Annotated in this window: 12 protein-coding genes; 1 reads left to right on the top strand and 11 read right to left on the bottom strand. The window is 60.0% G+C overall.

All coding sequences use genetic code 11. The features are described from left to right. Window positions 1-38: 38 nt before the first annotated feature. The 10 genes from KKY_RS19435 to KKY_RS04265 form a co-directional block, all read right to left on the bottom strand. Window positions 39-365, bottom strand: a complete 327-nt coding sequence (locus KKY_RS19435; protein WP_014130083.1) for an ArsR/SmtB family transcription factor — start codon at window positions 363-365, stop codon at window positions 39-41. Between the two features lie 96 nt (window positions 366-461). Beyond that, on the bottom strand, window positions 462-2,492 hold the full coding sequence (locus KKY_RS04305; protein ID WP_014130082.1) for a LysM peptidoglycan-binding domain-containing protein: 2,031 nt from the start codon (window positions 2,490-2,492) through the stop codon (window positions 462-464). Between the two features lie 187 nt (window positions 2,493-2,679). Then, entirely contained in the window at window positions 2,680-4,266 is a 1,587-nt protein-coding gene (gene cimA, locus KKY_RS04300) for a citramalate synthase (RefSeq protein ID WP_014130081.1), read from the bottom strand. Between the two features lie 25 nt (window positions 4,267-4,291). After that, window positions 4,292-4,666, bottom strand: a complete 375-nt coding sequence (locus KKY_RS04295) for a VOC family protein (RefSeq protein ID WP_014130080.1) — start codon at window positions 4,664-4,666, stop codon at window positions 4,292-4,294. Between the two features lie 18 nt (window positions 4,667-4,684). Further along, window positions 4,685-5,152 (bottom strand): GFA family protein, encoded by a 468-nt coding sequence (locus tag KKY_RS04290; RefSeq protein WP_050811778.1) that lies wholly within the window; start codon window positions 5,150-5,152, stop codon window positions 4,685-4,687. Continuing rightward, a complete protein-coding gene (locus tag KKY_RS04285; RefSeq protein WP_014130078.1) occupies window positions 5,149-5,649 on the bottom strand; it encodes a GFA family protein in 501 nt (166 codons plus the stop codon). Before KKY_RS04285 ends, KKY_RS04290 begins: the two co-directional genes overlap by 4 nt. Next, window positions 5,646-6,128, bottom strand: coding sequence for a GFA family protein (locus tag KKY_RS04280; protein ID WP_014130077.1), 483 nt, complete (start codon window positions 6,126-6,128; stop codon window positions 5,646-5,648). Before KKY_RS04280 ends, KKY_RS04285 begins: the two co-directional genes overlap by 4 nt. After that, window positions 6,125-7,531 carry a cysteine--tRNA ligase gene (cysS, locus tag KKY_RS04275; RefSeq protein ID WP_014130076.1) on the bottom strand — a complete coding sequence of 469 codons (1,407 nt, stop codon included), beginning with the start codon at window positions 7,529-7,531 and terminating at the stop codon, window positions 6,125-6,127. The genes KKY_RS04280 and cysS overlap by 4 nt, the downstream gene beginning before the upstream one ends. A gap of 347 nt (window positions 7,532-7,878) precedes the next feature. Next, the gene (locus KKY_RS04270) at window positions 7,879-8,637 is read right to left on the bottom strand and encodes an ABC transporter permease (RefSeq protein WP_014130075.1); all 759 of its coding nucleotides are present in this window, start codon (window positions 8,635-8,637) and stop codon (window positions 7,879-7,881) included. Window positions 8,638-8,657: 20 nt separating this feature from the next. Then, window positions 8,658-9,620 (bottom strand): ATP-binding cassette domain-containing protein, encoded by a 963-nt coding sequence (locus KKY_RS04265; RefSeq protein WP_014130074.1) that lies wholly within the window; start codon window positions 9,618-9,620, stop codon window positions 8,658-8,660. A 177-nt stretch (window positions 9,621-9,797) separates the two neighbouring features. Between KKY_RS04265 and KKY_RS04260 the strand changes: the two genes are divergently transcribed. After that, window positions 9,798-10,562: a TetR/AcrR family transcriptional regulator gene (locus KKY_RS04260; protein ID WP_014130073.1), complete on the top strand. Its 765-nt coding sequence runs from the start codon at window positions 9,798-9,800 to the stop codon at window positions 10,560-10,562. On the opposite strand, the gene KKY_RS04255 is transcribed toward KKY_RS04260, so the two are convergent. After that, window positions 10,563-11,576 carry a fumarylacetoacetate hydrolase family protein gene (locus KKY_RS04255; protein WP_014130072.1) on the bottom strand — a complete coding sequence of 338 codons (1,014 nt, stop codon included), beginning with the start codon at window positions 11,574-11,576 and terminating at the stop codon, window positions 10,563-10,565. Window positions 11,577-11,593: the final 17 nt, after the last annotated feature.

Raw genomic sequence — 11,593 nt, 5'->3', positions numbered from 1 at the left:
AGAAAGGAGGAACGGCGATGAACCGCCCAAAAGCAGGCTCAGGAGGCCCGGGCCGGCTGGCGCTCGCAGTGTTGACCCGACACATCCAGCCCCGATACGTAGTCGCCCACCGCGCGGTTGAACGCAGCGAGCCTGTCCGTCCGGACGCAATAATTGTTACGGGTCCCCTGCGCTCGCCGCTCGATTACTCCGGCGTCAAGCAACACCTTGAGATGTTGGGAGACCGTACTCTGCGCCAGCGAAAGACAGTCGGTGACGTCGTTGCAGCAGCAATTTTCGGCACGCTGCGCCAGGATGCGCAAAATCTCCAGCCGCACGGGATGCCCCAAGGCTCGCATCAATACCGCGATATCGTCTTCATGCATTGGAGCGACTTCCATCGTCATTTAACGATAAAGAAAAATCATCGGCGACGCAAGATGACCCATTGCTTCAGGATGAGAACAGCGTTTGCGCATGTCTCACTGCTGCGATGCAGATTGTTCCCCGTCGTCACCGATCACTTCGTCAGTGCCCGGAAGATCAAAGACCTGGCCCGGATAGATAAGGTCCGGATCCCGAATCTGGTCGTTGTTAGCCTCGAATATCTGGGTGTAGCGGATGCCCTCCCCATAGACCCGGCGCGCTATTGTCCACAAATTATCGCCCTGCCGGATAATTGCCAGGCCCGTCGCCGTACGATTCCCGTCGCTAACACCAACCAGCGTCGGAATGGCTGGATCGACGGCCTCGGCGGGCTCAGCGGGCTCAGCGGCATCGGGTACTTCGGCGACCTCGGCCGGTTCGAAAGCTTCGGCGGGCTCGACGCTCTCCAAAGGATCGGCGGCTGGCACTGGCTCGGCTACGTCCGGTGCGGCCGGCGCCGAAGCAACAGGCGCATCTGCATCCGCGCCTGACGGCACCTCCGCTTGCTGATCCGGCGCTGGGGCGGTGCTATCAGCCTGCACTTCTCCCTGTTCGGCCACAACGATGTCGTCATCAACGGAAGCGGGCAGTTCGAGGATGAAATCGACCTCGGCGCGACCGACAACCGTTCCGTCAGGCGCCAGCATATCGATACGGATGCGCTGGCTTTCCTGATCGAGCACATCAATTGCTTCAATCAGCCACCGGCCATCACTGACTTCGGTCGAACCGACCACGGCGTTATCGACGTAAAGGCGAACGCTCAGCCCATCTTCGCCCGCACCGGCAAAGAAATTACGGTCACCATCGATTTCGACAGCGTCTATTGTGGGTGCCGAAAATGCCTGCTGTGGAGCCGCGGCGACAGAGTTTTCGCTGTTCTGCGCAGGCTGCACGGCGTCGGCAGTGGAACTATCCGGCAGATCTACTGCCGGGTCCGGATCGAGGACGGCCGCTGAGGCATCGGCAGGCTCGTCGGCAGCATCAATGGTAGCGGCAGGTGAGCGTTCATTATCGGCAGGCACGGTCTGCACCGGGCTCTCCACCGGCCCGCTGTCCGCAACCTCAATATCCTCTACGCCGTCGCTTTCGTCTTCGGAAAGACCGTCTTCCGGTGCGACGGGCTCGGCAACCTCTTGCTCCATGTTCGCGGACGGGTTGACCAACGAGGGAGCTGGCTGTTCCCCAATGAGCTCGTCGTCCTGCTGCGCAGCATCGAGCGCTTGCGTTGAGACAGGTTCCTGGACGCTGCCTGCCTCCGCTTCCGGCGCGTCGTCGGCGTCACTCGCCACCTGCTCCTCTCTGGCGACGGCCGGGCTTTCTGCCTCGTCCTCGGAGGCTGCAACCGTCTGTTCATCCTCCGCTACATCTGCAGGCGGCACCTGGCTCTCCGGCTCCTCTTCAACAGGGAGCATAACTTCCGGTGCCGCCGGGTTGTCGTCCGGTTGGTCGATCACGGGATCTGCTATTTCGGCTTCAGCGATGGCCAAATTTTCCGACGCTGCCTCGGACGCGGCGTCTTCCGACGCGTCCTCATCAACAGTTGCGGCGGCAGCATCACGACCATCGAGACCTTGCAATATCTCGCTGGCCTCGCCGGGCGCTGATGCAATCACCAGCGGTTCACTGGTCCTGTCGTCCTGAACGACCACAACGACGGAGGTGTCGGCGAACCGGTCTGTTTCAACGTCGAGGATGCGAAGTTCGACACCACCGGTCGGCAGCGGAGCGTCGGTCACGAAGGCAAAATCGCCCGAAGCCTGAGCCGTCTCGGCACCGATCTGGTCGTCATTGGCAAAAATGCGGACTTCGCCGGATGGCGTCGCGCTACCCGCAATCACAGCCGAGCCGTCGGGCTCGACCCGCACGAGGCCGAAGGCAGGCATTACGGCCTCGGAAACACTCGTCGCCGTCTCTTCGCTTCCGACCATCTCTGCCGTTTCACCGGTAGCGGCGTCCAGGGAGGCCGAGCTTTCATCGCCCGAGGTACTCGCGAGTTCCTGCACCGTCTCCTCATCACCGGTCGCGGCAGCCGATCCGCCAAAGAATGTCTCGTTCATGCAAATCGGAAAATCGCCGCGCTGCACACAGGCAATCGTACCGGGACCGGCAATGACGCCTATTGTGACGACGACCGTCGCTGCGGCGGCGCCGACTGCGAGAACGATGGGAGAAATGGGACCGGCCAGTTGAGCCTCCGTAAATGTTTCCCGGCCGCCGCATCGGCCATGTCTGCGATTCGCGTATTCGAAACAGTCTTTTGAACTATAACGGCTAGGCCGTCTTCATCAACTTATAGGTGAACGACTCATACAGGGCCTCGAAGGAGGCATCAATGATATTGGGCGACACCCCCACGGTGAACCAACGCTCCCCGCTATCGTCCCGGCTTTCGATCAGTACACGGGTGACCGCGCCCGTGCCGCCGTCCAGGATACGCACTTTGAAATCAACAAGTTCGAGATCGTCGATTCTGTCCGAATACTTCCCAAGATCTTTGCGCATGGCCAGATCGAGTGCGTTGATGGGACCGTTTCCCTCCGCGACGGACATGAGGATTTCACCGTCGACGTCGATCTTGACCACCGCCTCACAGACCGTGACCATTTCACCCTTGGCGTTGTGGCGGCGTTCGATGGCCGTGCGATAGCTAGTCACATCAAAGAATTTCGGCAACGTTCCCAACATCTTGTGCGCAAGCATGAAAAATGAGGCTTCCGCCCCGTCATAGGAATAGCCGCGTGCCTCGCGCTCCTTGACCTGCCGCAGCAACTTGTCGAGCCGCGTATCGTCCTTGGCCATTTCAATGCCGAAGCGCTTGAGGGTGGTGAGCAGATTTGATTTTCCGGCCTGCTGGGACACCATGATCAACCGCTCATTGCCGACGCTTTCGGGCTTCACGTGCTCATAGGTCGCCGGGTCTTTGGCGATAGCAGATGCGTGGATACCCGCCTTTGTGGCGAAAGCAGAAGCACCCACGTAAGGCGCCTGCCTGTTAGGGCCACGATTGAGGATTTCATCGAAGGCTCGGGAGACATGGGTCAGCGTTTCCAGCCTTTCAGCCGTGACACCGGTTTCGAAGCGCTCGGCAAACACCGGCTTGAGCACCAGCGAGGGAATCAGCGTAACCAGATTGGCGTTGCCGCACCGCTCGCCCAAGCCATTGAGTGTCCCCTGGATCTGGCGCACGCCGGCCCTGACCGCTGCCAGCGAGTTGGCCACGGCCTGCCCAGTATCGTCATGGGCATGGATGCCCAGTCTGTCGCCCGGGGCAAGGCTTATCACGTCCGTTACGATCTCTTCGATCTCAGAGGGCATGGTGCCACCATTGGTGTCACACAGGACGATCCAGCGTGCGCCGGCTTCGAGAGCCGTTTTAACGCAATCGAGCGCATAGGTGCGATTGGCCTTGTAACCGTCAAAGAAGTGCTCGCAATCGACAAAGGCCTCCTTGCCGGCATCGATGGCGGCCCGCACGCTTTCGGCAAGACTCTTGAGATTTTCCTTCGTTGATATTCCCAGCGCCAGCTTGACCTGATGGTCCCAGGCCTTGGAAACGTAGCAGACGGCATCCGCGCTGGAATTTATCAGATCGGCGATGCCCGGGTCGTTTTCGACCGACCGCCCTGCCCGTTTGGTCATCCCAAAGGCGACGAACTGGGCCGCCTTTGTGCGGCTTTGCGAAAAGAACGCGGTATCGACGACATTTGCCCCGGGATAGCCTCCCTCGACATAGTCCACGCCCAACCCGTCCAGAAGCCGGGCGATGGCAATCTTGTCCTCGAGCGAGAATTCGATGCCGGTCGTCTGAGCCCCGTCGCGCAGGGTCGTGTCGAAAAGGTAGAGGCGTTCTTTGGTCATGTGAGGCTTGATGCTTTTAAAAATGTCAGGCAGGCGCGTGGCAGACAGCTTCGATATTGTGGCCGTCGGGATCGAAAACGAAAGCGCCGTAGTAATTGGGATGATACATGTCACGGACGCCGGGCGCTCCATTGTCGCGCGCGCCCGCTTCGAGCGCTGCCCGGTAAAACGCATCGACGTCGGCCCGCGATTTTGCGGCGAAGGCGATATGGAGCTTGCCCGTGCAGCGGCCACCCGATTGCACCCAGAAATCGGGTTTCTGGTCGCCGTAGCCGGCAATCATACCACCGGGAATTTCAAATTCCTGCATGCGGCCGAAGCCCAGCGCCGCAAGGACTGAATCATAGAAATCCCGTGACGTTCTATAGTCGGCAACGGTCAGTCCGAAATGGTCGATCATGCTCATATGGCTCCTCCCTTATGGCCAATGGTCGGTATCGTGGTCGGGGTGCTGAAAGCCTGCCATGGTCTTATAGGCGCGTTCGGCCTCGGGCGTGTCGGCCAAGGGGCTGACCGGAACATGCGGAAGACCCGAAAGCGTGGGGTGCATGTGCTCGCTGGCGTAGGCCACGTCGAACACGAAGTCTTCAGGCGCATCAAAGCACCCCATGGCAAGCGCCGTGCGGTTTTCAGCCCATTCAAAGGTCAGCGGTGTACCGCAGGCAGAGCAAAAGCCTCGTCTGGCCACCGAGGAGCTCTGAAAATAGGCGGGCTTGCCGCGGGACCATACAAAGTTGGCATTTTCAACTGCAACATACGCCCCGAACAGTCCGCCCGTTGCCTTTTGACACATACGGCAATGACAGATCGAGGCATCGATCACCGGTCCGGTGACGCGAAACCGTATAGCTCCGCATTGACAGCCGCCGGTGCGGACCTCGCTCACTGCCGCCTCGGCGTGGCCTGCCACTCAGGCGTATCGTGATCGGGGTGTTGATGATTTGTGGCCTTGATCGCCGAAGCCCAGGCTTCACGGTCGGTTTCCGTTGCGCCGCCGTCTTCGATGGACGTTATGGTCGCAAACCACGACACCGCTCCTTCCGTGCCGGTGTTGGCTCCGGGCGGGAAAGCGCTCGGATTGTCCAACGAGCCGATCATGAGATTGGTGCGGCCATTGTTGACGTCGTGATAGAACAGTGGCGTCCCGCAATTGGCGCAGAACCCACGCTCCACATGCTCGGAACTGCGCCAGATCGCCGGCTTTCCGCGAGTCCAAACCAGCGTGTCGTCCGGTGCTGCAACGAGCCCGGCGAAAATGCTCCCCGATGCTTTCTGGCACATGCGGCAATGGCACAGATGCGAATTGTCGAGCATTTGGGTCGAATGATAGCGAACGGCGCCGCATTGGCAGCCACCGCTGACCTCCATGTCCATGCTGTTCATAGTGCTTCCTCCTTAGGCGGCCAGGATTCCGTATCGTGGTCGGGATGCTGGTTGGAATGGATACCCGACATGAAATCGCGCCATTCATCGGTCGTCTCACGGACCGGCAGGGTGGACAGACCTTCAAAAAAGGACACCCGGTCGTTCAGATTGACCTGAATTTCGGGCGGCACCTTTTCCGGTTCGTCGAAGGTGCCTATAGCCAGTTCCAGACCGAACTTGGTTTCATAGGCGAGCGGCGTTCCGCAATCGCTGCAAAATGCGCGACGCGCAGCGTCGGAAGACTGGAACCATTTGGGCTCGCCCCGCGTCCAGTGCCCGTCATGGGAGGTTACCAAAGGACCGAAAAAGCTCCCGAACGCCTTCTGGCACATGCGGCAATGGCAGATCGAGCCGCGCCCGACCAGTTTGGTCGCAAAGCGCACGGCGCCGCATTGGCAGCCGCCGGTCAGTGTTTCGCTGGCTTCGATCGCACTCATCGCCTGATCTCCCATTTGGTGCGGCGTTCGCCGGTTTCAGGGTCCTTGTAGTCCATCAACTGAATGCCCTCTTCGAGCAGTCTGTTGCGGATGGCGTCGGCTGTAGCGAAGTCTTTGGCGGTCAAAGCCCTCAGCCGGGCATCGATCTGAGCTTCTACGGAAGCCGAGTCCCCACCATGGTCTTTCAAGAGAGAGCCGGTTGAAAACCCAAAGAACTCGAGGGTCGTCGCGAGGCAGTGGGCAGCAGACACCGTCCCACGATTGGCCTTCCGGGCCATGGCATCGAGAACCGTCGATGCGCGGGAAAAATTGAGGTCGTCTGCCAGTTCGGCAATTGTGGACGCGTCGGGAGCCGTTTCTTTGCCGAGCTGCGCAGCGCGCTGCCAGCTCACGAGCTTGTTCTCGGCCTCCTCCAGCCGGGCGACCGAGAAATCGATCGGCTCGCGATAATGGGTCATCAGCATCGCCAAACGCAGCACTTCGCCCGGCCATTTGCGTCCACCGAATTTTTCAGTCTCCAGCAAATCCCGGATGGTGACGAAATTGCCTTCGGACTTGCTCATCTTGCGGCCCTCGAGCTGCAGATAACCGTTGTGCATCCAGTAATTGGCCATCATCTCGGTGCCGTGGGCGCAGCGCGATTGGGCGATTTCGTTTTCATGATGAGGGAAGATCAGATCCAGCCCGCCACCATGAATGTCGAAGGTTTCGCCAAGCAAGGCTTCGCTCATGGCCGAGCACTCGATGTGCCACCCCGGCCGACCGCGACCCCAGGGGCTTTCCCAGCCCGGCTCATTTTCGCTCGAAGCCTTCCAGAGCACGAAATCGGCCGGGTTTTCCTTATGGGTTTCCACGGCCACGCGGGCGCCGGCGATATTGTCTTCAAGATTGCGGCCCGAGAGCTTGCCGTAATCGGCCATTGAGGAAACGCGAAACAGCACTTCACCACCCGCTTCGTAGGCGTGTCCTTTGGCCACCAGCCGCTCGATGATGGCGACCATGCCCTCAATATGCTCGGTGGCGCGCGGTTCGACCGAAGGCGGGAGGCACCCTAGTGCGGCCACATCCTTTTCGAACTGAGTTGCCGTTTTCTCCGTCACCTTGCGGATGGCATCGTTGAGCGGCAGATCGGGGTGGTCGCGCAACGCGCGAGCGTTGATCTTGTCGTCGACGTCGGTGATATTGCGCACATAGGTCACGTTTTCGTCGCCGTAGAGGTGGCGCAGCAGGCGGAACAGCACATCGAAGACGATCACGGGGCGGGCATTGCCGATATGGGCGAAGTCATAAACCGTCGGCCCGCACACATACATCCGCACATTGTTCCCATCGATGGGAACAAAGTCCTGCTTGGTGCGGGTGAGCGTGTTGTGAAGTTTCAAAGTCGGCAGTTGCGACGGCATAAACAGATGTCCCCAGGCGCAAGAGGTTACGCTGCTGGCAGCGGGTCCACTCCTTTGTGCCGGGAACATGAAAACCGCGCCGCCAACTTAACGTTAGCGGATAATGGTGCAGCCAATAATGCAGATCAGGCCATTGGTTTTCATGGCGCGCACAATGGACGGGAACAAAACCCAAATCAAGCATGAAAATAGGGGCGGCGCCGACACGCCACCCCCAGAACGGAGACCTTGGAGTTAGTCAGATGTGTCTTCCACCCGTGGCCGGATGGATCGGAACCACTGCCCATGTTCCGATGCCTCAGACTGGCACGGCAGGTCCGTCGCGACCATCCCGATCACGGAAAGTTTTAGAGCGTCGCCCTCCTGATGGTCGCCGACCCCACAGCGAGGCCAAGCACGCCCACCCCTATCGAGACCAATACGCCCCAACCGACCGTTGTCGAGAACATTATTTCCCCGGCAAACAAAGCTCTTTCGGCCTCAACCAGATAGGCAAGCGGATTGAAGCGCGAGGCGAGATAGAGCCAGTCGGGTGCCATCTGCATGGGCAGCAGCACGCCGCCGAGCAGCATCAGCGGCAGGGCGACCGAATGGGAAACCAGATAGAACAGACTCCCATCGTGTTTGGAGGCAATCGCCAGGGCATATGACAATGCTGCAACCCCGATGCCAAATCCGAGCAGCAACAGCAACCCGAACAGCATGGGAACGGCATGAAGTTGCAGGCCAAAGGGTAGCGCGACGAGAATAAGGATCACCGCCTGAACCAGAAGTGGTGCAAGTTCTTTAAGCGCGCGTCCAACCAGAATGGCGGGCCGGTTGATCGGCGTCGACAAAAACCGCTCGAAGCTGCCCGACATCAATTCCTCGGTTAAGGACCAGCCGCAGGACACCGTCGTAAACAGCACCAGCATCACGACCATGCCCGGTACGAACCATTGCAGCGCGTTACCATCGCCGCCCATGGGCATGTTGTTGAGAAGCGGCACGAATAGGGCGAGATAGAGCAGCGGCTGGATGATGCCGAAGATAATGTAGTACCAGCTCCGCAGCGTGGGGCCGATCTCGCGGCGGAACGACAGGAAAGTATCTGAGAGAAAAGTCATCTTGGTTTTCTCTTCCTGCTTTAAGCGGCGATGGCGTTTTCGCGCAGCGAGCGGCCGGTAAGGCCCAGAAAAACGTCGTCGAGCGTCGGGTGCTTGACGTTGGCGGCCGCGATATCGATGCCCTTGTCCTGCAGCGCCCGCAGATAGTGGGGCAGCACGGCTTCGCCATCCTTGACCACGAGTGTGAGTGCAATTCCATTGGGAGCGATGTCGCGCGCTTCGGGCAGGTTCTGGGCCATCTCGGCGGCACTGGTGACTTCGCTGCGACTGGTCAGGACAACCTTGATGGTATCCCCCGCCAGATCGGCCTTGAGCCGTTCGGGCGTGTCGTCGGCAATCAATCGTCCATTGTCCATGATCATCACGCGCTCAGCCATTGTGTCGGCTTCATCGAGATAGTGCGTCGTCAGGAATATGGTCATGCCGGTTTCCTTTCGGATGCGCACTATATGCTCCCAGAGATTGGCGCGGCTGTGCGGGTCCAGCCCGGTCGAAGGCTCGTCGAGAAACAGGATCGAGGGGGTATGCATCAGCCCCAACGCCACATCGAGCCGCCGCTTCTGGCCGCCCGAAAGCGATGCGCAATCGCGCTGTGCGAGACCATCCAGTTCAAGCATGCCCAGAAGCTCATCGGCCCGGCGGCCGGCCTCCCGTTCTCCCATGCGCTGCGCCCTGCCCTGGATCAGCAATTCGTCCCTCACCCGGTGATAGGGACCCGACGCGGTCTTCTGACCGACATAGCCGATCTTGCGCCGCACGAGGGCGGGCTCGCGCGCCACATCGTGACCGCCGACATTGGCGCTGCCCGAACTCATCGGCAAAAGCGTCGTCAGCATACGCACCGAGGTCGATTTTCCGGCACCGTTCGGACCGAGGAATGCGACGAGCTCACCGTCGGCGACATCGAGACTGAGCCCCCGAACGGCCTCCACAGGTCCCGATTTGGTTTTGAAGATACGTGTAATGTCGCGGGCGTGAATCATCTCTTGGGCTCCGGTTGACATATTTTGGGCAAAGCCTAACCACTCCGGCTGACAGGCCGTGTCAGCAGGTGTTTCGGCATTTCGGATCGACAAAATCTGTGGCGTGGTATTTAATATCGTACGCCGCACAAGGTTATCATAACATTGTGCGGCGTAAAGAGTTATTTCGGAGCGTGAATGGGCCAGGATATCGCCGGCCGGGGTGACCCGGTAAAATTGCTTGAGCTGCTATGGGGCCGGGACAAGGCGCCCCGCCGGGGTCCCAAACCCAAGATCGCGCTCGAGCAGATCGTCCAGGCAGCCGTCGATATCGCCGATGCCGAAGGGATCGAGGCCGTCAGCACAAGGCGGGTGGCCGATGCTGTGGGTATCTCTCCGATGTCGTTTTACACGCACGTTCCCTCAAAGGCCGAGTTGCATGATCTGATGCTCGACCACGTCGCCGCTCCCGGAAAGGCACCGCCCTCCGACTGGCCGCAAATGGACTGGCGCGCCCGCATGACGCTGATCGCCGAAACCATGTGGGGATTTTATCTCCAGCATCCATGGGTCCTGCAATTCCAGACTCACCGTCCGGTGCTCGGGCCCAATACGCTCGCCGCGTATGAAGTTGCGCTGGGGTCCGTGGACGGTATCGGGCTAAGCGATCTGGAGATGGATCTGGCGGTTACCGCCCTGATGGATATGGTCGTGGGCACCGTGCGCAACGCCGCCCGGGAAAAGATCGTTCGCGACGCGACAGGCATGAGCGACGATGAATGGTGGCACACGATCAGCCCGTTTCTCGAAACGATCGATTATACGCCCTACCCCATCTCCTCACGGGTCGGCCCGGTTGCCGGAGCCGAATATGGCGCGGGCGATCCGCATCGCACGTTCAAATTCGCGCTTGAACGGTTCCTGGATGGCATGGAATTGATGCTTGAACGCAAGCGCCAGTGACTACCCGCCCGGCGCCAACAGCTTCACCGCCTGCTCGATCGAGCCGAAGACCGAACGATTGTCGTCGTCCACGGCATTGATCCGCACGATGTCACCAAGGGCCAGGAACGGGGTGCGGGCCTTGCCGATCTTGCTCTTTTCGGCTGTCCTTGCTTCGGCGATGCAGCCAAAACCGACGCCGTCATGTTTTAGCGGCAATATTTCGTCATGGGCGTTGGCGACGGTTCCAGACCCGATGATGGTGCCCACACCGAGTTCGCGCGTCTGCGCCGCCGCAACGATCAGATCGGCGAAGTCGAACCGCATGTCCTTGCCCGCATTGGGTTGACCATAAAGGCTGTTGTTGACATGCACGCGCACCTTGAGATGCAGCCGGTTATCCTTCCAGTTTTCACCCAGTTCGTCCGGGGTCACAAAGATCGGCGCGAAGCTGGTGGCAGGCTTGGCGTGAAAAAAGCCGAACCCGTTCTGGAGGTCATTGAGCACCAGCCGGCGCAGGGAAACGTCGTTGCAGATCCCGATAAGACGAATGGCGGCGCTCGCCTGCTCCCGGTTCGGGCGCATCGGCACATGGCCGGTCACCACGACCACTTCCGCTTCGAAATCGACGGCAAGGCCGTCTTCGGGCACGACAATGGGCGCCATTGGTGCAACGAAACTGTCGGAACCGCCCTGATACATCAGGGGGCGTTCATCCTGAAGTTCCTCGTCGCGGCTGCCCTTAAGTGAGCGCACCCTGTCGAGATGCACCATATAGCCCGAGCCATCGATCCACTGATAAGCGCGCGGCAACGGCGCCAGCGCTTCACGCGGATCGAGCGGCATGCCGGCGATCTCGCCATTGTTGAGCTGGTCGCTGACGGCTCGCAGAATGGGCGCACAGCGCTCCCAATCGTCGAGCGCAGCCTGCAGATTGGATGCTATGCGCCCCGCCGAGGCGAAACGGGTAAGGTCTTTCGAGACGATGACCAGATGTCCGTCGGGACGGCCGTTACGCAGCGTGGCGAGTTTCATGAGTGGATAAGACCGGA

The organism is Pelagibacterium halotolerans B2 (assembly GCF_000230555.1).
Classification (GTDB): Bacteria; Pseudomonadota; Alphaproteobacteria; order Rhizobiales; family Devosiaceae; genus Pelagibacterium; species Pelagibacterium halotolerans.
This window is presented reverse-complemented; position numbering and strand designations above follow the sequence as displayed.

Excerpts from the sequence above, each read along its gene's own strand:
- KKY_RS19435 (WP_014130083.1), bottom strand. The coding sequence starts at position 365 with ATGCATGAAGACGATATCGCGGTATTGATGCGAGCCTTGGGGCATCCC.
- cimA (WP_014130081.1), bottom strand. The coding sequence starts at position 4,266 with ATGACCAAAGAACGCCTCTACCTTTTCGACACGACCCTGCGCGACGGG.
- KKY_RS04295 (WP_014130080.1), bottom strand. The coding sequence starts at position 4,666 with ATGATCGACCATTTCGGACTGACCGTTGCCGACTATAGAACGTCACGG.
- KKY_RS04285 (WP_014130078.1), bottom strand. The coding sequence starts at position 5,649 with ATGAACAGCATGGACATGGAGGTCAGCGGTGGCTGCCAATGCGGCGCC.
- KKY_RS04280 (WP_014130077.1), bottom strand. The coding sequence starts at position 6,128 with ATGAGTGCGATCGAAGCCAGCGAAACACTGACCGGCGGCTGCCAATGC.
- cysS (WP_014130076.1), bottom strand. The coding sequence starts at position 7,531 with ATGCCGTCGCAACTGCCGACTTTGAAACTTCACAACACGCTCACCCGC.
- KKY_RS04270 (WP_014130075.1), bottom strand. The coding sequence starts at position 8,637 with ATGACTTTTCTCTCAGATACTTTCCTGTCGTTCCGCCGCGAGATCGGC.
- KKY_RS04265 (WP_014130074.1), bottom strand. The coding sequence starts at position 9,620 with ATGATTCACGCCCGCGACATTACACGTATCTTCAAAACCAAATCGGGA.
- KKY_RS04260 (WP_014130073.1), top strand. The coding sequence starts at position 9,798 with ATGGGCCAGGATATCGCCGGCCGGGGTGACCCGGTAAAATTGCTTGAG.
- KKY_RS04255 (WP_014130072.1), bottom strand. The coding sequence starts at position 11,576 with ATGAAACTCGCCACGCTGCGTAACGGCCGTCCCGACGGACATCTGGTC.